Source organism: Spartinivicinus poritis (genome assembly GCF_028858535.1).
Classification (GTDB): Bacteria; Pseudomonadota; Gammaproteobacteria; order Pseudomonadales; family Zooshikellaceae; genus Spartinivicinus; species Spartinivicinus poritis.
This window is the reverse complement of record NZ_JAPMOU010000008.1, coordinates 35,061-61,895: the sequence shown is the minus strand read 5'-3', so window position 1 is coordinate 61,895 and position 26,835 is coordinate 35,061. Positions and strand designations below refer to the sequence as shown.

Annotated in this window: 20 protein-coding genes; 8 read left to right on the top strand and 12 right to left on the bottom strand. The window is 40.0% G+C overall.

Annotation, left to right across the window (positions count from 1 at the left end; all coding sequences use genetic code 11):
- Positions 1 to 269: 269 nt before the first annotated feature.
- The 4 genes from ORQ98_RS08500 to ORQ98_RS08485 all read right to left on the bottom strand — a co-directional run bounded on the left by ORQ98_RS08500 (position 270) and on the right by ORQ98_RS08485 (position 5,429).
- Positions 270 to 2,414, bottom strand: coding sequence for a GldG family protein (locus tag ORQ98_RS08500; protein WP_274688370.1), 2,145 nt, complete (start codon positions 2,412 to 2,414; stop codon positions 270 to 272).
- A gap of 11 nt (positions 2,415 to 2,425) precedes the next feature.
- Positions 2,426 to 3,157 carry an ABC transporter permease subunit gene (locus ORQ98_RS08495; protein ID WP_274688369.1) on the bottom strand — a complete coding sequence of 244 codons (732 nt, stop codon included), beginning with the start codon at positions 3,155 to 3,157 and terminating at the stop codon, positions 2,426 to 2,428.
- Entirely contained in the window at positions 3,157 to 4,098 is a 942-nt protein-coding gene (locus tag ORQ98_RS08490) for an ABC transporter ATP-binding protein (RefSeq protein ID WP_274688368.1), read from the bottom strand. Before ORQ98_RS08490 ends, ORQ98_RS08495 begins: the two co-directional genes overlap by 1 nt.
- Positions 4,099 to 4,442: 344 nt before the next feature.
- On the bottom strand, positions 4,443 to 5,429 hold the full coding sequence (locus tag ORQ98_RS08485) for an ion channel (protein ID WP_274688367.1): 987 nt from the start codon (positions 5,427 to 5,429) through the stop codon (positions 4,443 to 4,445).
- A gap of 343 nt (positions 5,430 to 5,772) precedes the next feature.
- On the opposite strand from ORQ98_RS08485, the gene ORQ98_RS08480 reads away from it, so the two are divergent.
- From ORQ98_RS08480 to ORQ98_RS08470, 3 genes are all read left to right on the top strand, one after another.
- On the top strand, positions 5,773 to 6,270 hold the full coding sequence (locus tag ORQ98_RS08480; RefSeq protein WP_274688366.1) for an aminoacyl-tRNA deacylase: 498 nt from the start codon (positions 5,773 to 5,775) through the stop codon (positions 6,268 to 6,270).
- Positions 6,271 to 6,367: 97 nt separating this feature from the next.
- Entirely contained in the window at positions 6,368 to 7,015 is a 648-nt protein-coding gene (locus tag ORQ98_RS08475) for a class II aldolase/adducin family protein (protein ID WP_274688365.1), read from the top strand.
- A 68-nt stretch (positions 7,016 to 7,083) separates the two neighbouring features.
- On the top strand, positions 7,084 to 8,631 hold the full coding sequence (locus ORQ98_RS08470; protein ID WP_274688364.1) for a hypothetical protein: 1,548 nt from the start codon (positions 7,084 to 7,086) through the stop codon (positions 8,629 to 8,631).
- A gap of 41 nt (positions 8,632 to 8,672) precedes the next feature.
- Here ORQ98_RS08470 and ORQ98_RS08465 read toward each other — a convergent pair whose 3' ends face one another.
- The 7 genes from ORQ98_RS08465 to ORQ98_RS08435 form a co-directional block, all read right to left on the bottom strand.
- The gene (locus tag ORQ98_RS08465; protein ID WP_274688363.1) at positions 8,673 to 9,278 is read right to left on the bottom strand and encodes a hypothetical protein; all 606 of its coding nucleotides are present in this window, start codon (positions 9,276 to 9,278) and stop codon (positions 8,673 to 8,675) included.
- A 232-nt stretch (positions 9,279 to 9,510) separates the two neighbouring features.
- Positions 9,511 to 10,638 (bottom strand): FAD-dependent oxidoreductase, encoded by a 1,128-nt coding sequence (locus tag ORQ98_RS08460; protein ID WP_274688362.1) that lies wholly within the window; start codon positions 10,636 to 10,638, stop codon positions 9,511 to 9,513.
- Between the two features lie 162 nt (positions 10,639 to 10,800).
- Positions 10,801 to 12,516: a cupin-like domain-containing protein gene (locus tag ORQ98_RS08455; protein WP_274688361.1), complete on the bottom strand. Its 1,716-nt coding sequence runs from the start codon at positions 12,514 to 12,516 to the stop codon at positions 10,801 to 10,803.
- A gap of 29 nt (positions 12,517 to 12,545) precedes the next feature.
- Positions 12,546 to 13,493 carry a cupin-like domain-containing protein gene (locus ORQ98_RS08450; protein WP_274688360.1) on the bottom strand — a complete coding sequence of 316 codons (948 nt, stop codon included), beginning with the start codon at positions 13,491 to 13,493 and terminating at the stop codon, positions 12,546 to 12,548.
- Between the two features lie 23 nt (positions 13,494 to 13,516).
- Positions 13,517 to 14,482 (bottom strand): cupin-like domain-containing protein, encoded by a 966-nt coding sequence (locus tag ORQ98_RS08445; RefSeq protein ID WP_274688359.1) that lies wholly within the window; start codon positions 14,480 to 14,482, stop codon positions 13,517 to 13,519.
- A 4-nt stretch (positions 14,483 to 14,486) separates the two neighbouring features.
- A complete protein-coding gene (locus ORQ98_RS08440) occupies positions 14,487 to 15,557 on the bottom strand; it encodes a cupin-like domain-containing protein (RefSeq protein ID WP_274688358.1) in 1,071 nt (356 codons plus the stop codon).
- Positions 15,558 to 15,723: 166 nt separating this feature from the next.
- Complete coding sequence (locus tag ORQ98_RS08435; RefSeq protein WP_274688357.1) at positions 15,724 to 16,131, bottom strand: hypothetical protein; 408 nt, start codon at positions 16,129 to 16,131, stop codon at positions 15,724 to 15,726.
- A gap of 512 nt (positions 16,132 to 16,643) precedes the next feature.
- On the opposite strand from ORQ98_RS08435, the gene ORQ98_RS08430 reads away from it, so the two are divergent.
- A complete protein-coding gene (locus ORQ98_RS08430) occupies positions 16,644 to 17,750 on the top strand; it encodes an efflux RND transporter periplasmic adaptor subunit (RefSeq protein WP_274688356.1) in 1,107 nt (368 codons plus the stop codon).
- Between the two features lie 8 nt (positions 17,751 to 17,758).
- Positions 17,759 to 20,887, top strand: a complete 3,129-nt coding sequence (locus ORQ98_RS08425; protein ID WP_274688355.1) for an efflux RND transporter permease subunit — start codon at positions 17,759 to 17,761, stop codon at positions 20,885 to 20,887.
- A 196-nt stretch (positions 20,888 to 21,083) separates the two neighbouring features.
- Here the strand turns inward: ORQ98_RS08425 and ORQ98_RS08420 are convergent, their stop codons facing one another.
- Positions 21,084 to 22,442: a Na+/H+ antiporter NhaC family protein gene (locus ORQ98_RS08420; RefSeq protein ID WP_274688354.1), complete on the bottom strand. Its 1,359-nt coding sequence runs from the start codon at positions 22,440 to 22,442 to the stop codon at positions 21,084 to 21,086.
- A 1,136-nt stretch (positions 22,443 to 23,578) separates the two neighbouring features.
- Here ORQ98_RS08420 and ORQ98_RS08415 point away from each other — a divergent pair.
- Genes ORQ98_RS08415 through ORQ98_RS08405 form a run of 3 tightly spaced genes read left to right on the top strand, consistent with a single transcriptional unit; the run spans position 23,579 to position 26,783 of the window.
- The gene (locus ORQ98_RS08415) at positions 23,579 to 24,307 is read left to right on the top strand and encodes an ATP-dependent zinc protease family protein (protein ID WP_274688353.1); all 729 of its coding nucleotides are present in this window, start codon (positions 23,579 to 23,581) and stop codon (positions 24,305 to 24,307) included.
- A complete protein-coding gene (locus ORQ98_RS08410) occupies positions 24,307 to 25,830 on the top strand; it encodes an inactive transglutaminase family protein (RefSeq protein WP_274688352.1) in 1,524 nt (507 codons plus the stop codon). Before ORQ98_RS08415 ends, ORQ98_RS08410 begins: the two co-directional genes overlap by 1 nt.
- A 5-nt stretch (positions 25,831 to 25,835) precedes the next feature.
- Positions 25,836 to 26,783, top strand: coding sequence for an alpha-L-glutamate ligase-like protein (locus tag ORQ98_RS08405; RefSeq protein WP_274688351.1), 948 nt, complete (start codon positions 25,836 to 25,838; stop codon positions 26,781 to 26,783).
- Positions 26,784 to 26,835: the final 52 nt, after the last annotated feature.

Below are 26,835 nucleotides of genomic sequence, written 5' to 3'. Positions count from 1 at the left end.
AAAGTCTAAGAAAGAGAAAAGTGACTCATCAAATAAAAAAAACAAGACAAGTAAGCACTACCAACAAAAATTAATACTTTCTTCTAATTTTTTTACAAATCCAAAAAGGATAATATCGGTGTTTTTTATTTTTTATATTAAGTTAGCGCATACCTTCAAACACAGCAACAAACACAACTCAGATCAACGTTGGCATAATCACAAAAACCTACTAACTCAATGTAAAAAAAACCCGGCAAAGCCGGGTTTTTTCTCTTTAACCATTTTTATCAGGCTGTTGCGTACTGTCGCTTATTAGCAACCGTTCGCGAGATAACTAATAATACGGTTAACAATAAAGGTAATAAGAAAATATTAAGCAGCTTAACCGTTTCACCTAAGGCTTCAATATCTTGCCCTAACTTATGTTGAACATCGCGTAATTCCTTGCGAACGGCCAGTTTATCTTTCTGAAACTGCTCAATCTCTTTTTGCTGCTCTGGGCTCAGGGATAATTTATCATCCCCTTGTTTTTGCTGTTGTAACTCAGCTAGTTTTGATTCTGTTTCATTTAGCCTTTGCAGTAGCTCTTGCTCTTTAACACGGAACTTGTCTTCTGCTTCTCTTTCAATTTCATCAACAACTGTAAAAGGTCGTGAAAACTGACCTCGGCTACGAATACTGATTAGGTCAGCATTACCCACCATATTGTCAACTGCATTGATAAAAAATGCACCATTATTAGCAAAAGGCTGCGCTATCCGTTGCCCAAAAAAAGTTCTCACACTCACCCATAACATGTCGGCCAGCATGTCCGTATCTGCCACAACAACAACATTGATATCCTGCTTTGACTCACTGACAGGATCGAGTAACGGCTTTTTCGGTTCTTCTTGTTCAGACGCTTCGGCAGCTACTGGGCTGGCAGTATCATTCTCTGCTGTTGCTGTATTTTCTTCATCTGCTACGTCTATAATTTCAGCACTTTCTGGTTTCACCTGTTCAGAGCCCACAGGTGGAGGTGTTTGCTCAACGGTCTCTTCCTCGCCCGTTTCTTCCACTATTACATCAGTGTTTACAGCATCAGTGTTTGTTTCATCACTATTATCCAGTACTCCCTCGGTAGAAGTTGCTGGTGCAGCGTTTTCATCAACTGATTCAGCCTTTTTCTCTGGGCGACCATCAGGAAAAGCCGTTTTCACTGGCCCTTGTATACGTGCAACAAGTGCATAACGCTCTCCAGTCGGTTTGAAATCGTCGTATAGTTTTTTAGGGTCTGACATCATGGCAAACTTACTGGCATCCATCAACATGGCTTCAGTGCTTGACTGTATCAGTGGCACCATTTTAGTGGAAGCGCCCTCAATGGATTGAATAGCTCCCGCTGTAGCCATATTAATTTGCTCCAGCTCTGCCATGACAACTTCTTCTGTATTAAATGCCTGTTGCTTCAGCCCTAAAATACCTAAATGACGAACTGGGCGCTTGCCAGAACCCTGACTAATGGATAAAGCATAACCACTATCAGCAACCACTTTTTTCGAATCCATTGTAACACCCCAAGCCTCAAATAATTTTTCAAGGTTAGAGCTTTTTGGCCCCATTGCCATCATCATGCCACCACCTGTATCCTGGCCAGCTAATGGGTCAACAAAAATTAAGGTATTACCTCCCCGCAGCACATATTGATCAATGGCAAACTGCATATCATCACTTAATTCTTTAGGATGAATCACCACTAACAGATCGAAGTCATCACTGATTTCAACGGTATCATCTTCCAGCCGCTCAACGTCAAATAATTGATCCAGTTGACTCACCGCCATCCATGGATCAGTGGGTTGACGAGTAGCCATGTTGTAACCACCATCAACTTGCAAACCTGTGACAAGTGCTACTTTAGGTTTTTTAGTTTGGCTGGCAGCAAAAATCACTTTGCTAATGTCATACTCTAAAAAGTTTTCTCTATCTGGCTGAAAAAAGGTAATGCTTTCTTCAGCACTTTCTTTAGACTGACCTTTAGCCACTAAACCAAAATATAATTCTGTTCCCCCTAAATTAACCGGAACCGCTTGCAGGCCTGCTTCAGCTGCCTGATCTTCCTCTTCTGAAAACGGTTCTGGGTCAATCACCTCTAACGTCAATTTACCATTAGCCAACTCTTCATATTCTTCCAATAATTCTCTTACCCGTTTAGCATAAGTGCGCCAAAAAGGTAAATCCTCACTGGCTTTATTGGTGAAATAAAATGTCAGAGTCACTGGTTCTTGCAAGCTAGTCAGCATATTGCGAGTACCGTCGGATAAGGTATATAAATTATCTTCGGTTAAATCCACTCGTAAGCTTTTAAATAAGCTATTTACCAACATTACTCCGATTAAAACGACGGCAGCCAACACGATGAGGCCAGCACCAGAGAATAATCGCTTAGTCATTTGCCACCCCTTTAATTAGCTTTCTTCATATCAATAACGACTGCTGTTGCTATTAACCAGGCAGCAATCATAACAAAAAAGAAAATTAGATCACGAATATCTAACACGCCTTTTTTAATTGCATTAAAGTGGGTTAGAAAGCTAAATGAAGCTATGGTATCTACTATTGTTTGAGGAAGCTTATGAGCAAAATCCAGCACCATGGGCGAACCTGCAACCACAAACAGAAAACATACAACAACCGTTAAAATGAAAGCGATTACCTGATTATTAGTAACCGCCGACATACATGAACCAATCGCTAAAAAAGAACCTGCCATTAACCAACTGCCTAAATAGCTGGCAATGATAATACCATTATCAGGGTTACCCAAATAATTCACTGTCAGCCAAATGGGAAAAGTGAGTAGTAACGCTATGCCAGTAAATAACCAGGCGGCCAGGAACTTCCCTATAACAGCATCACGTAAATTAATAGGTAACGTGAGTAGTAACTCCAGCGTTCCTGACTTACGCTCTTCTGCCCATAACCGCATAGCTATTGCAGGAATTAAAAATAAATACAACCAAGGATGAAAGTCAAAAAAAGGCAATAAGTCGGCCTGACGACGCTCAAAGAAGTTACCCAAGTAAAAGGTAAACACACTGGTCAACATCAAAAAGATAACAATAAACACATAAGCCAATGGCGTAGCAAAGTAACTACCAAGCTCTCGTTTTAAAATAATATTTATTTTACCCATCAGGCAACCTCCTCTGCCTGTTTGCTAGTGGTAACATTTCTAAATACATCATCTAGTCGGCCACGCTCAACAAAGAGTTGTTCAACCACCCAGCCTTTTTCTTTAATCAGGTTATTAACCGCTGGGAATACATCTTCACCTGATTTAGGAATTAAGATAAAACAGCGATCACTTTCTGGGCTCACTTCTACATCTTCTACTAGATCCAGCTGTTTAAGGGCACTCAATACATCTTCACCTTGCTGTAGTTGTAAGGTCACAGCATGATGATAACGAGAGCGTGCTTCTAGCTCTGCCGGCCTTTCATCTGCCACTAATTTTCCTTGAGAAATAATAATAGCGCGATTACACACGGCACTGACTTCTTCTAAGATATGAGTAGAAATAATGACTATTTTGTCTTTAGACAGGTTTTTTATCAGGTTGCGAACCTGATGCTTTTGATTAGGGTCCAAACCGTCTGTTGGCTCATCTAAAATTAACACTTTTGGGTCGTGTAAAATAGCTTGAGCAATGCCTACCCGACGTTTGAAGCCTTTTGATAGCTCATCTATACGTCGATTGACCACAGATTTCAATGCCAGTTGCTCCACAACAGCTTGCACACGTGCAGCTTTTACGCCTCCTTTATACCCTCTTACTTCAGCAATAAAGTTTAAATACTGCAATGGCGTCATATCTGCGTATGCAGGTGCACCTTCAGGAAGGTAACCTATCAGCTCTTTAGCTTTTAAAGGCTCTTTTACCACATCATGCCCACACACTGACACACTGCCAGCAGAGGGTGTTAAAAAACCACATATCATTTTCATCGTGGTCGATTTGCCCGCACCATTGGGGCCAAGAAAGCCCAGCACTTCACCTGCGGCTACATTAAAAGAGATGCCATCAACCGCTTTAAAGCTGCCAAAGGCCTTACTCAGGTTGTCTATTTTTATCATGATTCTGCAACTTTTATCCTGCAATTGGTTTTAAAAAACTGTCGTATAACTATTAATCATCATAGAACTAATCAGCATAGAACAGCTTAAGGGTACCTTTCAGGTTCCCCAATCCAAATAGAGTCAGGCCACATTCAAGAAACACTTGCAAGCAACTAAAGCTAACAACCAACAAGAAATCAAATAGCAAAAAGGGTTACAAGCGAACAATTCTTGAGCTTACTACCTGACTCTTACCTATCCGGGATATATAGAAACGCCTAAATAATACCGATGTCAGTATTATTGACAACAAAAATTACCAAATGCTGCAGCAACACGATGATTCATAAAGGTTAGTAGGGCTATCTGGTCATTTTTTTCACAAAAACAACCACAAAAAGTGCCATGGTAAAACTACCACTAAATGCTTCAATAGCCGCAATGGGTCTCGCCATTCCCAATGGCGTAATATCGCCATAGCCCAAGGTAGTAAACGTCACCACACTAAAGTAAAGGCAACCACCAAACTGTCGTAAGTTTTCCCATAGGCCTAAACTGGTGTTTAATCCTGTAATACCCCCATCCTCTTCAATGCCAAACAAAAAATACAAACAGGCACATAGTGCGATCAGCGTTAAGGAAAAGCCCACCACTCGTAATGGCTTTTCACCATAACCACAAAATAAATCAACCGTTTTAGAAAGTACTCGGTGGGGAGAAAAAACTGGCAATTGCCTCCTACGCATGGTCATTTCACGGTAAAAAAACTTGCCTGCATTCTCAAAAAGTCCCTGATTTTCACAAGCTTTACGTACATTACGATATACTTCTTCTGCTTCCTGATAAAGCATATGTGCTTTATCTTTATCCCCGGCTTTCTCTGCCTGAACAGCCTTGTTCTCTTGCAGAATATGATCACCCCAATTAATGTTTTCTAACTTAGCATTGGTAAAGTCAGCCCCTAACAAGTTGCAATTTTCTAAATCAGCACAATGCAAATTAGCGCTAACCAACTTCGCTTTCATTAACGAGGCGCCACGTAAATTAATTTTAAACATATGCGCATGGGTAAGATTGGCCCGGTAAAAATCTGCATCTGAAAGGTTATGCCCCTTTTTAGCCCCCCTATTCACCAAATCAACATCAACTAAATTAGCAGATTGCAGTTGAAACCCAGCCATACTATGGCCTGTTTTCGCAAAACGCTCCAGGCGCTCCTTAACACTGGCCTCGGTTTTTGGTTGACTATTATCAAGCCAATAACCTAGCTCTTTCTCTATATCAAGGGTACTAGTTGATGTATTTGCAGCATCATTTAAAGGGGGATGATCTGATATGGCATTAGCCATTTGAGTTGCCTTTTTACTGCCAATTACCACATAGACTTAAGCTGCCATTAAAACCACAATGACTATTTACATGCAGCCCAATGAAGCTGAATTACCTTGTTAACAGGCATCATTCTGCACACATGGTTCTGTACAACAGTATAGCCTGTTTCGCTTTTCTTGGTTTTATTTTTCAGCTGCAAGCCTTATTGCACAACCACATGCACCAGGCAATATTAACAGTGGGTTATGGAATCTTTTCTTATAAGCCAACCCTCAGGAGGCTATGCCCTAAGCTATAATAATGAAAGAGATTATAAATGAGGTAAGGAACTGCTTTGTTCCTTAATCAGGGAGTTAAGCCATGGCTATGTCAGAAACGTTAAGACAGTACTTTGCCTCTCGTCATATTCGCTATGAAATGAAGTGGCATCCTTCATCAGCAACCTCTTACCAAACTGCGTTACTTGCTCACGTTTCACCGATGCAAATTGCTAAGCCAGTTATCCTGAAAAATCAATTTCAGCATTATGTCATGGCTGTCGTTCCTGCCAAATCCAAACTGCAAGTCAAGATAATTAATGAAATGCTTGAGCATGCATTTCATCTAGCCAAAGAAAGCGAATTACAAGCCAGTTTTCGTGACTGTGAGCTAGGTGCAATTCCCCCTGTTGGTCAAGCTTATCACATGGACACTATTGTCGATGACAAGCTACTGGCATTGGATGATGTTTATTTAGAAGGTGGTGACCATGAGGTATTGATTCATTTGCATAAAGAAGACTTTGCTCTACTAATGGAAGGTCTAATGCATGACCAGATTACCCAATTAGAACCGTATGGCCGTTTTTATTATCATTAAACTTTGGACGGCTTTAAGCATTATCCCCTAGTTATGCAAATGACGAGTTGAGCGTAGTCTGGCAAAATAGTTTATTGTTTTACCAGAAGGATACAGGATGAGCGACCAGACTACCGAAGGGGTTATTAAATACCAGCTGAATCATCTCAGCAAGCCACTTTCTTCTCCACCCATTCAAACGCTGAATCGCTGGCGCTCACTTTTAAAGAAACTGGAAATGATAGGACAAGTACCCAATCGGTACCAGGGTTATGGCTTTGGCAACCTCAGTCAACGCTTAGCAACTTTCACTACAACGCATAATCCAAACTGTTTTCTGATTACTGGTACCCAAACAGGGGCTTTAGCTCACCTCAGCTCGGCAGACTATGCCCTGGTGACTAAAGCCCACCCGGCACAAAACCAGCTGACAGCAGAAGGGTTATCTGCCCCTTCTTCTGAAGCATTAAGTCATGCGGTCATCTATCAAACACTGCCTCACATCAATTTTGTTTTTCATGTTCATTGCCCAACTATTTGGCAGCTCAGCCAACAGCTTGCTATACCCTGCATACCTGCTAGCTTGGCTTATGGCACCCCAGCCATGGCAACAGCAATTGCCAACATCATTAATAATAAACAGGTACAAACTAAGGGTATTATTAGCATGCTAGGCCATGAAGATGGGTTAATCAGTTTTGGTGAAACAGCAGATAAAGCAGGTTGGCCATTAATCCACTATTGGTTATTGGCTGATAACGGTTGATGGAAATAACAAACGCCAGTTAATCTTTCAGGTATAGTGCCCTAACAATGCAATATCAGGTGTATAGAATGTGGTGTCGTGTTTTTTTTCTGGTTACCTTATTAACTCTTACTAGCTGTGCAGCTATTAAGCCTCAGCCAGTGAAACCATTGCCTGATGTTCAGTTGGCTGGCTTGACCTGTGAGGCAGGCTTAGCCCTTCTACATAAGCAAGTTGTTCAAGCTAATGTTCAGGATGCACAGTTGCACCCCATTCCAGGCACAGCCTATTTAGGTATCAACCGCTTTCTATTAAGCCTTGTTACACATATAAAAACACCTACTCAGCAACAGGCCTGGCTTAATGAATTGATCAGGGTTAATCAAACCAAATGGCAAGTAGAAATTGCTAATTTAACTGGGCAAACCCCTCACCCTTGGCATCAATATGTAAATAGCTGCCTTGCTAAACATGCCGAAAAGCTAGTGAATAATCAGTACTTTTTCACTCAGTTAACACAAATGGTACCACCCAATGCATATCAACAATGGGCTCAGATTGCAGGAATATATCCGATTACTCAGTATTTTTTGGTGCCAGGGATAAAAAAGTGGCATGAAGATGTTCATCAACAGTTTAACCAACCGTTAACTGGAGCAATGCAGGTTTACAGCCCTGAGCCAAGTGCGACTGCTGTTTTATCCAACCACCCCTCTGGCCAACCTAGAAGTAAAAATCACCAACCCATCAACCCAAAGCGATTAAAGCAATGGCTAACTAAGGCAAGCAAACAGCATCCATTAAAGTTACCACAACTGTCTACCATTCAACTGGAGCAACTAGCCCAATCTTTTGCCCCCCATTGGGCTATTCAACAGCAAGGCCAGTTTGATTTACCAGGAACCCCTGTGTGGCAAAATAACCAGTGGTCTATTAGTCCAGAAAAAACCACTGTTTATTGGCGCCCATCTTATACCACAATACAAGGGCAGCATTTATTGCAACTCAATTATTTTATTTGGTTTTCTGAGCGCCCTGCAAATCACTGGTTTGATATTCTAGCAGGCAATATTGATGGGGTAATTTGGCGGGTAACTCTTGATACAGATGGTATCCCTCTATTATACGACACCATCCATTCCTGTGGCTGTTATCACACATTCATGCCAGTATCAGACCGATTAGTTGCCAAGCCAACTTCCGGTCAGCTAGAGCCTCCTCTAATTATTCAAAAGCCAACTAACACTATTCCCACAGTTAAACACAAATTATCATCAACTACTTTACAATCTGCTGTTGTAGCAGTTAATAGTATTGATCACTGGGTACTTGGGGTAGGCCACTTCCCTATATCAGCAATGCATACTTACCAGCTCAAACCATACGACAATTTGCGTAGCCTAGCGATTAGCCCTCAACAACGAAAAAATCTATTTGACAATGCAGGGTTTATCAAAGGGACTGAACGCCCAGAGCGCTGGCTCTTTTGGCCATCAGGGGTACCCTCTGCAGGCACTATGCGCCAATGGGGGCATCATGCCACTGCATTTATTGGCGAACGGTATTTTGATGATCCTGCTTTGATAGAAAAGCTGTTTTCCTATCATTCCGAGCAGATAAAACAACCAAAGCAATGATAACGAAGCTGTACAAGTAGTATATATAAAGTGAAATAACTTTATTTAATGTATGCACTGTTAACCATAATATCTGAAAAACGATCCCTAATCGTACTGCAGATATCATTACGTTCAAATTCACTAAACTCGGTAAGTGATTTGGGGTCAAATCGATGTAGGTGTAAATAAGGCGTTTGTGACCTAAATTCTTTTAAGTCACCATTAACCAATACAGGCAGAAACGGCGTGCCATAACGCTTTTTATATAGTCTATCGAGAAATCCTACTGCAACTTCTAGCTCTAAATGATGATTTCTGCGTTGCTTACCAACAGGAATGCTAACGATAAACCCTGCCCTATTAATCGCCTCTCCAGGAAATAACGAAATACCTGTTTGTTTAATTGAAACGTCGCTGACTCGGTTAAACGTATCATGAAATGCATAAGGATTAGGCAACACGATCAAACCACTTCGATCCATATTTGACAGTATCACTTCAAAATTACTATATAGCTTTGCAACGGAAGGGCTATAAACACAAAAGCCTGTAGAAACATGCTTAAAAAAGCTAATTGCTTTTTTCTTATTATGTAGTGCTGATAAATCCCAATATAAATCAGGATTTTCAGGACGATCTGCAAGCTGTATTGGGGCTTTTTTCATTTGACTTTTCAAGTCCTTCCACTTAATCAAGTACTGGCTTTACCGACTAACCCTTTTTTCAAACAGTCGACTATCATACCTATAACCAACTTATTATCAATAAGAAACTCAAAACATCTAATAAAATAAGCACACTTACAGTACCAAGGTACTATAAGCTGATCCAGTAACTTTCTAATCGTTACATTTAACTATAGGTGCCTCTTACAGTGATTTCATATAGGCATAAAGTTTAGTATTCTTTAGTAATTATATTCTTAACAGCTCTCTCTGCACTTATGACAGAAGTCAGCTTGGATGAAAAAACTTGAATTAGCCGGCGATGTTTCGAGAAATCCTGACAAACAATGAGCGGCCGATTATCTGAAAGGTCATCAACTTTTGTTTTTAAAGAAAGAGTATAATCAATAATTTCAAACTCATGATTAAATTTTGGGTAAAAATAGCAGGTATGATCTAACATTTTTTTTGTAACAGCCTTTAGCTCTGATGAACTAAGCGGCTTATTATATGCTTTTCTTGCCTCATGAATGTTATTGTATTTTTTAATGCTAGTATATTTAACATGAAATAGTTGAAACAAATTAGTTCCTGTATACCTGACATATTTATCTGGCAAATCATTATAACCAAAAGGCTCTAAACTTGGATAGGCCCCATCAAATATTCCAAAACTATATGGCTTTTTATATACTTCATTAAGCTTACTGGCAACGACTAAAGAAAAACATAAATCATAATGGTATTTATACATTAGTGAGTTATAATGGATGGACTGGTTATATGTACAATTAATTACAAAGTCATATACCTTTCCTGCAACCTCTAATTCAATAGCAGACCTCTGCTGAACCTCACTGAGGTAAGTATTCAGTTTTAAACAAACCCCAGCTTTTTCTAATTGATCCTTAAACCATTTTTTTGCCTTATCCACAAGCAATATAGACTCATTTACGATGAAGCCCCCTTCAATATTTTCAAAACCATAGTATTTAAGTTGCTGTAAAGACAACTCATCAAAAGGTAGTCCAGCACCCCTCATGATAATTTTCATTGTTTCAAAATCAATGAGTGTACAGCTATCACTTGCAACACAAAATATCTTTGGGTTCGTCGATTCAGGCTGTACTAACTCAGCATAGCGAGCAACAAACTCCGCTTCATCTTTTTTACAAAGATTTCTAGTTTTACTTGAACGTGGATAGTGATAGCCTTTATGTATTCTAAATGAATTATACGTTGATGCACCGGCAAATATATCATCAGCCATATCATATAGATCTATATTGATATTATTATTTTTTAAACTTAATGCCAAATGGCATCCATAAATGCCAGCACCTATTATAGCTACATTCAATTTACAACACCTTTTAAACTTTCATCTTTGAACATAGACTTATCTTTATATATACCCGTCGCGAATCATTTTTAGGTTTTGTTATCTTCATTCCTCACCCCAATCACCTATTAATATAGGCTCATGGGGCTTCGTCACTTGATGGCCTCACCTAAAAACCCTTCACATTGGGTATACTTTCCATTTATTTAATATTGGTTGTATTTCTACTGTTTTTAAATATTCATCTCCTTTTCTTTCACGCAAACGCTTAATAAATGAGTCAATATTTGAAGCATTAACAAAGTCATGACTTAAAGAAATAGAGTCTTCTAAAATTACTGTTTGATGCCACCAGCCATCCGGTAAAATAAGTACTTCACCCGGCTCTAATATAAAATCTATTACGGGTGAAGCATTTCTATAAAGTGGGTAGTTTATATAGTCTGGGTTAACCAAATCAACACTTTTATCACTGTAATTCAGCCACCGGTAATCCTCAGGAGGGTGTAACAGCCAACGCTTACGACCAACAATTTGTGCAGAACAAACATGTTGACCCAAACGATCACTGTGATTACCAATACCAGAACCTTTTAATCCCATGAATAGCCATGTAAGTGCATTACGCTCTTTTTCAGGTAAATCAAATGTCCAGTCTTTTTCGCTATTATCTAATAATGATAAGGGCTTAAAATCATCCTTAAGTAATCTCACAAAGTCATCTAAGCACCACATAGCATAATGAGGGACATCAAATGGTGTCTCAAAAAAATTCTTTAACCGTATATGTTTGTTTTGATCATCACGGTTTTGAAAGTATTGAATAAATACACTACCAAAATGCTTCTTAAAGTATTCCACATTCCATTTTGACAGTGCAGGCCACTCATCAATACAGCCCTGTAATACAACAGGCTTATGAGGGATAAGATAGTTTTCCAGGAATTGATCAAAGCTAATATCACCACTCATACGCTCAATGGATTGGGTAGCCCGCTTAGGTAATTGCTGCTGCCACTTACACCGAAAATTTGTACTAGCTTTATGAAAGTTTGCAATTTTTGGATCTACTCCATAACTGCGCTCTAACTCATACTCAAAATGATCAATATTAGATTCATTAACGATGTCTTGCGTAATGGAAATAGAATCATCCAATAGTATTGTTTGATGCCACCAGCCCACAGGTAAAAATAAAATTTCACCTGGTTCTAGCACAAAATCCAAGCAGGCAGCCTCAGCAAACTCAGGGTATTTTGCTATTGATTGTTCTCTTTCTAACCAGCTTGCTTCCCCTTCAGCCAAATAAGGCATCATTTCAGGAGGACTGATCAACCAACGTTTACGCCCACAGATTTGTGCCGACCACAGATGGGTTCCCATACTGTCTTGATGGTTTTTAATGCCTGTGCCTTTATTACCAATGAATATTACATTCATCTCACCATGAATAGTTTTTGGCAAATCAAGCAACCAGTTGAATTGGTGATCACCCAAGAAACTATTCTCTATAGGATAATCTTGGCTAATTAAAGGCAGCATTTCCCTTACATAAAGACTAGAATATAAAGTTTCGCCACTCGTCATCCGACTAAATAAATGCTTAAGCCGTACTTGCCTAGCTTCTCCTTCGTTACCATTGGCAAACATATTAGTAAAAATATTACCAAAGCATTTTTCAAACCATTCAAAACTCCATTTTTCTAATGCAGGCCATTGTGTCGTTATCCCTCTCACAATCACAGGTCGGCGGGGAAGAAGGTATTGTTGAGTAAGCCTGTCTCCCTTTACTGGCATGTCAATACGGCAGATTTCATGACCACCATACAGGCAATTGAGAATATCCAGGCCTTTATTACTAACGATATTCCCTGTGTTACTTTTTTTATTTTTCATTTTATCAATACACTTCAAACATACACTTTTTACTTTTTAAATATCAACTGACGATGAGCAAATATTCTTTTCACGTCACCTAAAGACTGGTTATTTGCCTGACGACGAACAGCACGTATTTTCTCGTTATCATTGAGATCACTTTCTAATACAGCCCATACATCATTCATCTGTTTTTCTGCAAGGTTTAAACGTCCAAGTGCTAGCATTTTTTTCAGAATAAATAGTAAGTCTCTATCAGTATCATAAAATGATTGGGAAATCATTATATTGCGATCAATACTTTCAACAGCATGCCACCAAAGCATAGGCATATACAATACATCACCAGGCTCTATGTCAGCTTGAAAAATGGTTGCATTACAAAACTCAGGATAAGTGCTCCAATTAACATCTTGTACATTAACAGGTGAGTAGTTAACAGGGCTACTGAGAGGATAGAGAAATGGAGTATCAACAATATCTATTAACACCAAGCGCTTGTATCCTGCCACCTGACACAACATATTTTGATACCAATCATAATGCAACGCAATCCTATTTCCACCACGAGACATAATCATCCGACGCTTTATAGCCATGTTAAATGCTTTAAAGGCGGAAATATCTGGTACATCAGCAGCAAGCGTAGGAAATAACCAGCTTCCTACAAAATAGTCTGTTTCCCCTGATGGCAATGTTAAACGCTCAAGGAAACGAGAAAAAGGCATCCATACTTTTTCTGCATCATCAAATAAACGCCCTTCAAATTGATCGCGGGATGTTTCTATATCAACTACATTATGGCCGGCATTTCTGTTTAAGTATTCATTATTCCATAATGGCAGCGCATCCCAGTGAGCAACCCCTCCTTTGATCAATAATGGCCGATTTTGAGCGATATAATCTCGATTAAATGTACTCGCTGAAATAGTGTTAACACTATCTACAGGTTCCAGCTTACATCCCTTAATATTTAAATCACTGACTCTTAACACCAATATAACTCCCTATTGTGAGTTCAGTAAGTTGCATGTCCATAAAGAATATCTAATAAGTTTTCTTCAATTAGGCGGTGAAAAATACTATGAGGATAATAGGATTTCCCTTGTTGCTGTTGGTATTCTCTATGATACTTCTTTAACAATGCATTTCGCCGGGAAGGCGTTTCATCTAATCCAATAATATTAAGAAGATCATCTCGAATTGAATCTGATACTGGCAATGCCCCTGCTTCAATTAACTTACCTGTTACTCGTACCCGCTGCTCCATCGACTCATTAATAATGTAAGAGACGGCTATATTACGGCCAAAGGACTTAACCTGGTGCCACCAATAACAGGGTACATAAAGTACATCTCCTGGGCTTATACGTGCTACATAAGGGGTAGCCTTTGCCAAAAGAGGAAATTGGTTAGAATCATGCTGTTCCAAATCTGCTAAGGAGCGATATTCAGTTTCATCTTTGGGGTACAAATAGTCAAAATCTGTAATATCAAATAGTAAAAATGCCTTCTCCCCATCAAACTGACACATAAAATTTTCATTATCATCATAATGAAGGAATGATTTCTGACCGTTTTTACCCCACCAAAATGTCCGCCGCCGCTCAACAGGAAAAACGGAGGAAACACAGTGCTCATTTAGATCTTGATAAAGCGGTGGCGGTAAATTTTGATCCGATATATAATGATAGCAGTCTTCTTGAAAAAACTTCATAGTAAAGTCTTTTATTGACATTACTTCTTCACTACCAGATTCTAATAGTATTTTTCCCTGTTTAGATAAAGGAAAAACATCTACTTTCACTCTCTGGTCACCTGCTATTTTTAGCAAATATTCATTACTGTTCCACTGCATGGCTGGCCAGTGACTCACTCCTCCACGGATAATCAATGGTCGATGGCCATCTACATACTGGCTTTTAAATGCTGCAGGCTGTATGTCTGTTACTTCATCTATTGCAATAGGTATTTTAGTTAGCATGATTTTAATTAAATAAACCAAGATTGACACGAAAGAAATTTTGCATTAAATACAGAACAGGATAGCTATATTTATGCTCATTGCGTCGTAATATATCAAACACAGGCTGACGCAGACGCTGGAATTCTTGTTCTATAGGGTATACATCTTCTTTCTGCTGGCTAGAATGGACATACAATAAACTTAATCTAAGGTAGGTTTCAAACAAATCATTCTCTAAAATAGAGTCTGTACCTAGTGCAGCCCATGTACTGATAATTGTCTCATCGGGATTATCTAACATATTTTCCAAACATTTTTTATCCGTAGGAAATACATCATTACGCACCAATTTTTCAAATGCCATAAACTGACCACGCCGATCCAGACGCACCCAGGATAATGCGATTGAGCGCCCAAGTGCTTTTACTGCATGCCACCAATACCCAGGTACAAACAATATATCCCCTGCATTAAGCTTCACTTGATAGCAGCTTACTGCTTTTAAAGCAGGAAACCGCTTATAATCAATATTATCAAGATCTACTAGGGAAAAATCAGGTAAAAATGCATTATCACAAGGGTACATACTGTTAAAATCGGCAATATCAAACAATAAAAATTCTTTCTGCCCATTAATCAGCACATAAATATTTTCTTCATCATCATAATGAAGTGGTGCCAGCTGCTCTCCTGCCCCCATAAACATCCCCACTCGCATTTCATAAGGCTCGACTTTTTTAAATCCTTCCAGCATAGAGTGAGTGCCTAAATCTTGTACTAAAATAGATGGCATATTGGAGTCATTTACATAAAGGCGTGGATTTTCTTGATAAACACCCAAAAAATCCGAAAAACGTACCTGACTGATTGGCGACTGGTGATCAAAACCTAAATCACCTCGCACTGAAGTGGTCTGAAACACTTGGCGATTACCTGCTATTTTACGCAAATAGTTATCATCCTCCCACACTTTCGTGGCTTGCCAGTGAGTGGCTCCTTTTCTAACAACACATGGCGTATTTTTTAGAAAGTAATTTTCATAAAATTCATCGGCACTGATTGTGTCAAACTCAATAATTTCCTTATACTGCATGTCAGTTTTTCCAAATCGTATGACGAGCTTTCACTAAAAAAATTTACTATGGGTATGTTTATAAATAGGGGGTCGTCTTCAACCAACTATAGACACCGCTAAAAATTACATTTTTAGCGGCATAAGGGCATTTTTAACAATTATTTACGATAAAATAGAGCTTCTTCTATATAGATCGACGACGACGATAGAATGAGGTCGCCACTTTACCTTCATCAAGTACATTGTTGGGAATGAACTGCGGCAAAGCAACTTCTATCTGCTGGTTATATTTCAACTCAACATAATTGGGATTAGCTCGCAAAATAGGTGCTGCCAAATAAGTACTACCATTCAGTACAATCTCACTTTTATGGACACTGGGTGAGTCATCACCCTCCTCTGGCATTCCTTCTTCTATACTTACTGCAGCATCATTTGCCGCATCAACATTGTCATTAAATTCATTATCCAAATACTCGGGATATTGCTTTAGAAAATTTACAGATACATAAAGCACACCGTCTAACTCTATCTCATTACCAAACACTGACTGACTATCATTCATTGGTTTTAAGCCTCCATTCTTAGTCATGATGTTAAACTACTATATCTACCCTATACACCCTATATCACCTAAATTCTACATTTAAAATGCAGGACTTATCTAAGTAAGGCATTACTTGCACAAAGCAATACAAACAAGCAGGGCAACAAAGTTAGTTTACTATTATTTAGTCGTCAATATAAAACCAACCATGGTTACGCTATGTTACAACAAAATAACTATCTGTATAAAACCACTATCAGTATAAAACTGATATCTGTACCAAACCACTATGATCCATGATGGGTATAGGATAAGTGATGCTTATATAATCCAGATAAAATAATTAAATTATCACTTTATTTTAAGTAGCTCATAAGCTGCTGTTGTCGTAACATAATCTTATCATGTCGTTTATATTAACTCTGGTCATACAAAGGCTGCCTTTTAATATAGTTGCCTCTACTATGTAGTTTATCCCCTGGTTTTCATCATCTATGCTCTATTGAGCCACGCTAGATTATCTTATAAGCTGACACGACAAACCAAGGATGCTTTTCATGCATTACAAAGCAGTATGCAACATAATTATCATAAGTTGGTTATTCCTCTTTAAAGTAAACGCCAACTCAGCACCTATTCCTGTGTTTACCAAGTCAGTACAATTAGAGCCTTTTGTTGAGGCAATTGAAGCATTAGGTACCTTAAGAGCTAATGAAGCTGTCACACTCTCCTCTACCGTCACTGAAACCATTACGGCTATTCATTTTGATGACAACCAGCGAGTTAAAGCAGGCGATGTATTAGCTGAAATGACTAGCACTGAAGAACATGCCCAGTTGGAAGAGGCTCGCTCCACTTTGGAAGAAGCTAAACGACAATATGAGCGTGTTCAATCACTGGTAAGCTCCAGCCTCGCTTCCAAGTCACTACTGGATCAACGACGCGTGACTTATGAAACAGCACAAGCAAAATTTCACGCCACTCAATCACGTCTAGCTGATCGTTTAATCATTGCCCCTTTTAATGGTGTGGTAGGCTTACGCAATATCAGTGTTGGCTCACTGGTCACACCTGGCGACCCAATTACCACACTTGATGATGACAGTGTAATGAAATTAGATATTACTGTACCTGCTGTTTTTTTAGGTACTTTAAAGCCTGGTCTTGAAGTCACGGCCAAATCCAGAGAAGTCAATAATAATATTTTTCAAGGTAACATTATCAGCATCGATTCTCGTATCAACCCTATCACCCGTTCAATTATCGTGCGCGCAGTATTACCCAATAAGCAACAACGATTAAAGCCTGGTATGTTAATGATGGTTGAATTGCGTAAGCCTGTTAAAGAAAGCTTGATGTTACCAGAAGAGGCTTTAGTACAAGAAGGTTTTAATAAATATGCCTTTGTTGTCAATACAGCCACTAATCCTCCAACTGTGGAAAAACGCAAATTAATGACAGGCGCCAGACGCCCAGGCGCTATTGTCGTACAACGCGGGCTACAACCAGGTGAAATAGTCGTTACCCACGGCGTAATGCGATTAAATAACGGTAGCTCGGTAAAAATCCTGGCTCAGCAAGCCAAAGATAAACAACCAATCACCGAACTTTTAAATCAACGGTCTTCGCCCCCCCAATCCCTTTCATCAGATAAACAAGAGTAACGCTAATTATGCTCCTATCTGATATTTGTATCAAACGACCAGTTTTTGCATCAGTTATTTCCTTATTACTCATCGCCTTTGGCATCATTGCCTTTGAACGATTGCCGTTACGGGAATACCCTGATATCGACTCACCAATTGTATCAATCGATACTCGCTATTCAGGCGCTGCCGCTAATGTCGTAGAAACCCGAATCACTCAGTTAATTGAAGACCGTATTTCTGGTTTAGAAGGAATTAAATACATCGAGTCTAATAGCTCTGATGGGCGCTCACAAATCAATATCGAGTTTAATTTAACCCGTGATATTGATGCAGCAGCCAATGATGTACGCGATAGAGTGTCACGCATTCTAGATGACCTTCCTCAAGAAGCCGAAGTGCCGGATGTCCAAAAGGTTGATTCAAATGAAGATGTGATTATGTGGCTTAATTTAACCAGTGACCGTCTATCTGTGCCTGAGTTAACCGATTATGCAGAGCGTTATCTTATGGACCGCTTTTCGATTCTTAAAGGCGTTGCACGGGTACGTGTTGGTGGGGGCCAGAGTTTTGCCATGCGGATTTGGATTGATCGCGCCAAACTGGCAGCCCACAATCTCACGGTAAATGATGTAGAGAAAGCACTACGCTCAGAAAATGTAGAATTACCTGCTGGTAGTATCGAGTCGATTAACCAAGAGTTTACTGTACGAGTAAAACGGCTATTTCTTAAGCCAGATGACTTTAAGCAATTAGTATTATCTCGCGGTAATGATGGATATTTAGTGCGCTTGGGTGATGTTGCCACTGTTGAAAAAGGCACCACCGAGTATCGCACCCTGTTTCGTGGCAATGGAGAAAGTATGGTCGGTATTGGCATTACCAAACAGTCAACAGCCAATACTATCGAAGTAGCACGTGCAGCAACACTACAAGCAGGCCGCCTCAATAAAACCCTACCTAAAGGCATGTATATTCACCAAAGCTATGACTCTTCAGTATTTATAGAGGAAGCCATTAACGAAGTGTATAAAACCCTTTCTATTGCCATGTCACTGGTTATTTTTACCATTTATTTATTTTTAGGCAGTGTTCGCGCCATGTTAGTGCCAGCCATTACTGTACCCATTTCGTTAATTGCTACATTTATTGTACTGATGATAATGGGTTTTACAGTAAATTTGTTAACTCTACTAGCCTTAGTGCTGGCTATTGGTTTAGTGGTAGATGATGCTATTGTCGTATTAGAGAATATTCATCGCCGAATGGAAGAGTACAATGAACCTGCTTTAGTCGCTGCATTTAAAGGCACTCGTCAAGTGGGGTTTGCGGTGATTGCCACTACTCTGGTTTTAGTGGCGGTATTCGCTCCTATTACTGTATTAGAAGGAGACATAGGCCGTTTATTTTCAGAGTTTGCAGTCACCATGAGCGCTGCTGTGGTTTTTTCCAGTTTAGTTGCATTAACATTATCTCCTGTTTTAGCATCAATGGTATTAAAGCCTGCAAACGGCTCTTTTTTTCTGGTTAAAAAAGTCGATAGTTTTTTTAATTGGTTTAAAAAACACTATCACCACTGGATACTAGCCTGCCTCAGAAAACCTTATATTGTCATTTCATTATTTATTGTCATGATTGGGCTTTCCGTATTTTTAGCTAATAAAATTCCTACCGAGTATGTGCCTAAAGAAGATCGAGGGGCATTTTTTATTTTGGTCAATGGTCCTGAAGGTGCCACCTATGCTTATATGAAAGAGTATATGGATGAACTTGAACGACGTTTGATGCCCTTAGCAGAAAAAGGCGAGGCTGAAAGAATATTAGTTCGCACCCCCAGAGGCAGTTTTAATTCAGGTATAGTGATTATGGTACTCAGTGAATGGAGCAAGCGCCGCTCAGCCTGGAAAATTATGGCAGAAATCCGTAAAAATACCGCTGACCTTGCTGGAGTACGAATATACCCTATCATGCGGCAAGGCATCAGAAGCCGTACAGCAAAACCCATCCAATTTGTTATTGGTGGCGGCACTTATGAAGAACTCGCTAAGTGGCGTAACAGGTTGTTTGCTGAAATCAATGAAAATAATCCTGGGTTTATTGGCATTGATAGTGACTACAAAGAAACCAGCCCACAAATTCATGTCATGATTAATTACGACCGTGCAGCAGAGCTGGGCGTCTCCATTCAAAATATTGGCCGCACCTTGGAGAGTATGCTCGCCTCACGGCGTGTGACAACTTATATAGAAGATGGAGAAGAATATGATGTAATGGTTGAAGGCAAGCGGGACCAACAAAATAGCCCTAATGATTTAACCAATATCTACGTGAGATCTGAACGGTCTGGCCAACTGATCCCCCTTTCAAACCTGGTTAAGTTGGCAGAATATGCAGGTTCAAAAACCTTAAATCGCTATAACCGCACCCGTGCAATTACTATTGACGCCAATTTAGAAGACCATTTACTCCTGGGAGATGCTCTCACCTATTTGGAAAACCTGGTACGCAAGCAGCTTCCAGATAATGCCGTTTTTGATTACAAAGGCCAATCACTGGATTACAAAAAATCTGGTGGTGCCAGCTATTTCACTTTTGGCTTAGGTATTTTAGTGATGTTTTTAGTACTGGCTGCGCAATTTGAAAGCTATATCAATCCTTTTATCATTACTCTCACTGTGCCATTGGCCATTGCAGGCGGATTAATTGGGCTAATACTGACTGACAACACCCTCAATCTATACAGCCAAGTCGGTTTAGTCATGTTAATTGGCCTAGCAGCTAAAAATGGCATTCTTATTGTGGAGTTTGCCAACCAAATGCGCGACCAAGGGGCAACCATACAAGAGGCCATTACCGAAGCAGCACAAGTACGATTACGACCAATTATCATGACTAGTATTACCACCACAGCAGGCTCAATCCCACTGATTATCTCTTTTGGAGCAGGTGCTGAAACCCGTCAGGTGTTGGGGATTACCTTATTTTTTGGAGTAACAGTTGCCACCGTATTTACTTTATTCGTCATTCCTGTTGCCTATAATCTATTGGCAAGATTTACTGGAGCCCCTGGCGACACAGCCCGCAAATTAGACAAAGCATTGAAAGCAAATAGCTTAAAATCAAGCGTCTCAGAAAAACAAATCAAAAGTGAATAGCGGTATGAATGAAGCAACAGCACAAGTGGTCCACCTTGCAGCAACACAATATAAAGGGAAGCTCTAATAACTACAAATAATAGTCCGTGGTGGATAGTAGGGTAAGTTTAAAAAGGGTTGGAGTCTACATCGGATGAGATACCCGCTAAATGGCGGGTATCTTTCGCTAGCATGGAAGAATAATCAAAAAGAAAAACTACGATGAAACAGACTGTTCTTTTAACGCCTCAGACTGGGTAACAGCTGTTTTACTGGAAAACAGGCCTAGTCCTATCACCAAAATAGCAACGCCACCCAATACCCAGCAATAATAAACATTACCGATTAAGGCCAAGGGAGAAAGTCCTGCAATTGATCCCGCCAATAAAATCTGCGCCCCATAAGGCAATAAACCTTGCACTACACAAGCAAAGATATCTAACAAGCTGGCACTTCGCTTACTGCTAATACCATAGTGCTGACTGACATCTTTCGCTACCCCCCCTGCAATAATAATCGCAATGGTATTATTAGCAGTAAATATACCACTAATAGCGGCTAATAAACCAACAGATGCTTCACCAGCCTTTTGGCTTTTATTAGCAGTGTTTTTGCCTAGCCGAGTAATCTTATCAATAACCCACTGCATGCCACCTTGCTGTTTCATAATCATGGCCAATCCACCAATCAACATGGACAAGACCATAATTTCCAGCATCCCCTCATAACCTGCATAAATGTTTTTACTAAGCGTTTCTAAGCCATAATCAGGCGTAACCAGCATTCCCATGACACCAGAAACAGCAATACCAATCATTAATACAGTCAATACATTCAACCCCATGACCGCGAGGGCTAATACAATAAGATAAGGTAAAGCCAGCCACCCATTCACTGGTTTAGCTTCTATCGCCTGACCTGGCTCACCCATCACAAATAATAAAATAATAGTCAGTACGGCTGCTGGTGCTGCAATTTTAATGTTTTCTCTGAATTTATCTTTTAAATCACATCCTTGAGTTCGTGTCGCTGCTATGGTGGTGTCAGAAATAACGGATAAATTATCACCAAACATGGCACCACCAATAACGGCACCAATACAGACAGCTTCAGGCAACCCAGCTGTTACTGCCACTTGTAATGCTAGAGGCGCTACAGCCGCTATCGTCCCCATGGAGGTTCCCATCGCAGTGGCAATAAAAGCTGAAATTATAAAAATACCGGGCAGTAACAGGCTAGCAGGGATAACACTCAGCCCAATATTGACAGTTGCATCTACACCACCAATAGATTTTGTGACGCTGGCAAATGCGCCTGCAAGCAAAAACACAAGGCACATTAAGATTATATTTTGATCACCGACACCTTTAACAAAGGTTTCAATTTTGCTATTGGTTTTTCCTTTCGCTAGGATAAAAGCTAAAATTATTGCCGGTAAAATAGCTACTGGCGCTTTGATCTGATAAAAAGCAAAATCTACTGCTTGCTGGTGGTAATAAACCCCGCTACCAATAAATATGCCTAAAAATAGCAATATAGGTAGTAATGCTATAAAACTACCAGTTTGTTTTTCCATCTTAATAACTCACCTAAATAACGAGTGGTCCATACGAAAAATAAATAAGGCAACGACTTTACGCATGCACCATTAGCGAATATGACCTAAAATATTTAACGGTAACTATTACCTAGCAGTATACTGAATAATAAACAACCACCCTTCCTACTCTTTGGGTTTACCCTATTAGGTAAAGTTGCCAGTTACAAGCCAGAACTCAACTGTCTTATATGATAAATAAGAAAAGAAGCAGAAGGATATACTAAGCGTAGAGATGGTGGAACAATTAACAGATGACATTTTATTATGCATCTATAATTAAAGATTATACCTTAAAAAAATTTCGGAAAATACGCATAGCTAATTTTTAATTTACAAGATACCGACTACATTAGCAGTCCTGCTTACTTGATTACCCCTGTGGAAAAAAACCAAAGGCTATGAGCGTAACGTCATGAGCAAAATAAATAGTGTCAGCCACTAAAATGCACTTACAGGCACTCTACTCTGATACCAGTAACTGGATATCGTATAAAAACTATTCAGCCTAATTACCGACAATAACTATAATAGTGCAATCACCAAACTAGCCTCTCTGTCAATAAGCACACACCAGAGGTGCAAAAACTTTCTTTTCATCGACTAGATATTGTTCACAAGTGCACACCTGAAGTACTTACCAAGCCGCTAAAAGATCACAAACTCAAGGTTTTAGGATTCTCTAGCTACAAAAACCCTGCATAATACTTCCGTCTTCATTTATCATCTAACATGGTTGAGCAGCTCCTACCCATCAAAGAGGAGCTCCCCTTGGCTGGACTGCCTGATATATTTCAAGCTATCCAGCGCCAGTGCAAGTAACTGTCTAGGGTACTGAGCCTCATTGGCCAAAATTCCCCCCTGGCAATTACTGATAGCTCTGATATTAAGGGAAGCCATACAATAGTTGATAATAATGAGAGCTGATTCGCTGAACTGATTAAACAGTCACACGGTCTGAGTAATACTTTATTAGTCTACTGTTGAAATAGTAAGTATGCTTAAGCCCTAAGATCAGCAATGGTTGTCTATAGTCATTCGTGAAGAATATATGCATTAGCAACCTTAAGTAACACCTATAATAAGGCCATTCATCTCTACAACTAGGGAGTGATATGAAATATTTGCAGTGTCTGGTATTGATATCAGTTATTTGGAGCATCAATTCAGTCAGCTTTGGCCAGGAGGGGCCTGAACAGGCCATTCAGCCCGTAGTTACTACCATTGAAAACTGTACTGCCCCAGCTACGACTGAACAATCGACTAAACAAGTCAAGCCTACTGGCAACCCATCTAAAACCAAAGTGCAGACTATTGTTTACTGCCCACAGGCTAAGCCAGCAGAAAAAACCAAGGCCAATGAAGAAGAAAAAGAGCCAACTGACCAAAAACTGGTTGTTGGTGAGCTAGAAAAAATAACCTTGACGCCACCTGGCATTACTTATGATGCACGGATTGACACAGGGCTGTCGACTTCTGTCTTACATGCTATTGATATCACTCCTTTTGAGCGGGATGGTAAAAAGTGGGTTAAATTCAAGGTGAAAGATCCAGAATCTGGTGAAATCACTGAAATCAGTCGCCAAGTTGTAAAAAAGGTGAAAGCTAAACAACCTGACTCTGATGGTCAAAAGGCTTACATTGTAAAGATGAATGTTCGCCTAGGCGCCATCGAACAGCGGATTTCGTTCAGCCTGACAGACCGCAGCAACTATGACATTTCAGTTTTAATTGGACGTAACTTCCTAAAAGATATGGCCATTGTTGATGTCAGCAAACAATTTACCCAAAAAACGCCTACCCCTGAGCAAACGCCTAATTTGGCAGTAGATGAGCAGCAATAATGTCATCAAGAGCACAAGTTTATTTATTATCTTTCATTTTCATTTTTATTGGCATTGGCCTTACCATTTACAAGAACTCAGAGCTTGAGTTCCCATTGTTGCCAGGTGAGCGCAAAGCTATCTGGACGGTGGAAGCAAAAATAGAATTTAAAGCCACCGATAAACCTGTCACTGTCTCTTTTGCTTTGCCTCATAACCCACCAGAAATGGGTATTTTAGATGAAGACTTTACCGCCTCAGGTTATGGTTTTGGCTGGGACAGCAACCAGCAAGAGCGTCGAGCACAATGGGCCAAACGAAAGGCCAAAGGCAAGCAGGTTTTGTTCTACAAGGTACAGGTTTTCCAACAGTCAGGTATATCTCAAGTTGAAGCTGACATCCCTCCAACTGAAACCAAAGTGCCAGACCTGTCTCCTAGCCTAAAAACCACTATCAGCCAGTTAGTCACTTATGTATATAATCGTTCTGCTGACAACACAACATTTGCTACAGAGCTAATACGTCTAATCAATGACAAAGAACCAATTGAAGATGTACAGCTTTTGCTGGGTAATCAGGGGCTGAGCAAAACGCGGCTGGCTTTAAATGCATTGGCATTAGCCAATGTACCTGCCAGGGTCGCCAGAGGTCTGCGATTAGAAGATGGCCGCCGCAATCAAAAGCTTACAACCTTAATTGAGATTTTTGATACTGACCACTGGGTCTTCTTAAACCCTAAAACAGGTCAAAAAGGGTTGCCAGACAACTTCATTCTTTGGCAACGAGGAGGCAGTTCACTGCTTGATGTAGAAGGCGGCGAGAACTCTAAAGTATCCTTTTCAATTATTAAAAACTCCCAACCAGCTAAGTCTTTTGCTATTTTGCATGGTGCTGAAAATCAAGCGGCCCTGGTCGACTTTTCGATTTACAGCCTGCCCATTGAGCAACAAAACGTTTTCAAGTCAATTTTGCTAGTCCCCATCGGCGCTATTGTTGTGGTATTAATGCGCATCTTAGTTGGGGTCAAAACGTCTGGCACCTTCATGCCGATTTTGATTGCCATTGCGTTCATTGAAACAACCCTATTTACTGGCCTGATTATTTTCCTAGTGATTGTCAGTATTGGTTTATTTATTCGATCCTATTTAAGTCGGCTCAACTTGCTGCTGGTGGCACGAATATCCGCTGTCGTTATAGTGGTAATCAGTATTATGGCTGGTATGAGTATTCTTAGTCATAAGCTGGGTATCAGTGAAGCTATGTCAGTTACTTTCTTTCCCATGATCATTCTTGCCTGGACGATAGAAAGAATGTCTATTTTATGGGAGGAAGAAGGCCCCAAAGAAGTATTTACTCAAGGAGGAGGTAGCTTGCTGGTAGCAACCCTTGCCTACCTACTGATGACCAATCAGTATGTTGAACATTTAACCTTCAACTTCCCTGAACTATTGCTAGCGCTATTAGGCTGTATCATCCTGTTAGGCCAATATACTGGCTATCGACTAACAGAGTTACGCCGGTTTCAACCACTAGCCGAGGATTAATCACGATGTTTTTTGCTAAACCTAGCAAATTAAGGCGAAAAGGCATTCTCGGCATGAATAAGCGAAATGTGTCGTATATTGCCAAATACAACCCACGTAGCCTCTACCCGTTGGTTGATAATAAATTAAAAACTAAGCTGGTTGCTGAAACAGCCAAGGTATCCACCCCACGGCTGCTGCACACTATTGAGTACCAACACGAAATTAAACAGCTGGGTGATGTTGTTAATCAATATGATGGCTTTGTCATCAAACCATCACAAGGAAGTGGCGGTAAAGGGATTCTAGTAATCACAGAAAGAAACGCAGAAGGTTTCTTTAAGCCCAGCGGCGAAACACTCACCCTATCTGACATTAAACGACACGTATCAAATATCTTAAGCGGGCTACATAGTTTAGGCGGTAAACCTGATGTAGCCATGATTGAAGCACTGGTTCAATTTGACCCGGTATTCGATCGGTACAGCTATGAAGGCGTACCTGACATTCGGGTTATTGTTTTTAAGGGTTTTCCGGTAATGGCTATGCTCCGCTTATCAACCCATGAGTCAGATGGTAAGGCCAACTTACACCAGGGTGCTGTTGGGGTTGGGCTTAATCTAGCCGATGGTAAAGCATTGTGCGCAGTACAAAGCAACCGACCGGTTGATGAACACCCTGATACAGGCAGCCATTTTGAGACATTGCAGGTTCCACACTGGGATAAAATTCTTCATTTAGCCTCTTCCTGCTATGATATGACAAGGCTTGGCTATCTTGGTGCAGATATTGTTCTAGACCAACAGCTTGGGCCATTATTGTTGGAGTTGAATGCAAGACCAGGGCTTGCCATACAAGTTGCCAATAATACTGGTTTGGAACCCAGGCTTAAGCATATCGAAACCATGAAAAAGCATGGCTTTTCCGTCGATCAACGAGTTCAGTATTCTCAACAACAATTTGGCATTCTTTAAACTTTTCTCTAAAAAACACAAACCCTATTATGAAACTGACCTCCTTAATTGT

Coding starts and splice junctions, on each gene's coding strand:
- ORQ98_RS08490 (WP_274688368.1), bottom strand. CDS start 4,098: ATGATAAAAATAGACAACCTGAGTAAGGCCTTTGGCAGCTTTAAAGCG.
- ORQ98_RS08470 (WP_274688364.1), top strand. CDS start 7,084: ATGTGGTGTCGTGTTTTTTTTCTGGTTACCTTATTAACTCTTACTAGC.
- ORQ98_RS08455 (WP_274688361.1), bottom strand. CDS start 12,516: ATGAAAAATAAAAAAAGTAACACAGGGAATATCGTTAGTAATAAAGGC.
- ORQ98_RS08430 (WP_274688356.1), top strand. CDS start 16,644: ATGCATTACAAAGCAGTATGCAACATAATTATCATAAGTTGGTTATTC.
- ORQ98_RS08475 (WP_274688365.1), top strand. CDS start 6,368: ATGAGCGACCAGACTACCGAAGGGGTTATTAAATACCAGCTGAATCAT.
- ORQ98_RS08445 (WP_274688359.1), bottom strand. CDS start 14,482: ATGCTAACTAAAATACCTATTGCAATAGATGAAGTAACAGACATACAG.
- ORQ98_RS08465 (WP_274688363.1), bottom strand. CDS start 9,278: ATGAAAAAAGCCCCAATACAGCTTGCAGATCGTCCTGAAAATCCTGAT.
- ORQ98_RS08410 (WP_274688352.1), top strand. CDS start 24,307: ATGTCATCAAGAGCACAAGTTTATTTATTATCTTTCATTTTCATTTTT.
- ORQ98_RS08415 (WP_274688353.1), top strand. CDS start 23,579: ATGAAATATTTGCAGTGTCTGGTATTGATATCAGTTATTTGGAGCATC.
- ORQ98_RS08495 (WP_274688369.1), bottom strand. CDS start 3,157: ATGGGTAAAATAAATATTATTTTAAAACGAGAGCTTGGTAGTTACTTT.
- ORQ98_RS08420 (WP_274688354.1), bottom strand. CDS start 22,442: ATGGAAAAACAAACTGGTAGTTTTATAGCATTACTACCTATATTGCTA.
- ORQ98_RS08485 (WP_274688367.1), bottom strand. CDS start 5,429: ATGGCTAATGCCATATCAGATCATCCCCCTTTAAATGATGCTGCAAAT.
- ORQ98_RS08500 (WP_274688370.1), bottom strand. CDS start 2,414: ATGACTAAGCGATTATTCTCTGGTGCTGGCCTCATCGTGTTGGCTGCC.
- ORQ98_RS08480 (WP_274688366.1), top strand. CDS start 5,773: ATGGCTATGTCAGAAACGTTAAGACAGTACTTTGCCTCTCGTCATATT.
- ORQ98_RS08425 (WP_274688355.1), top strand. CDS start 17,759: ATGCTCCTATCTGATATTTGTATCAAACGACCAGTTTTTGCATCAGTT.
- ORQ98_RS08405 (WP_274688351.1), top strand. CDS start 25,836: ATGTTTTTTGCTAAACCTAGCAAATTAAGGCGAAAAGGCATTCTCGGC.
- ORQ98_RS08440 (WP_274688358.1), bottom strand. CDS start 15,557: ATGCAGTATAAGGAAATTATTGAGTTTGACACAATCAGTGCCGATGAA.
- ORQ98_RS08435 (WP_274688357.1), bottom strand. CDS start 16,131: ATGACTAAGAATGGAGGCTTAAAACCAATGAATGATAGTCAGTCAGTG.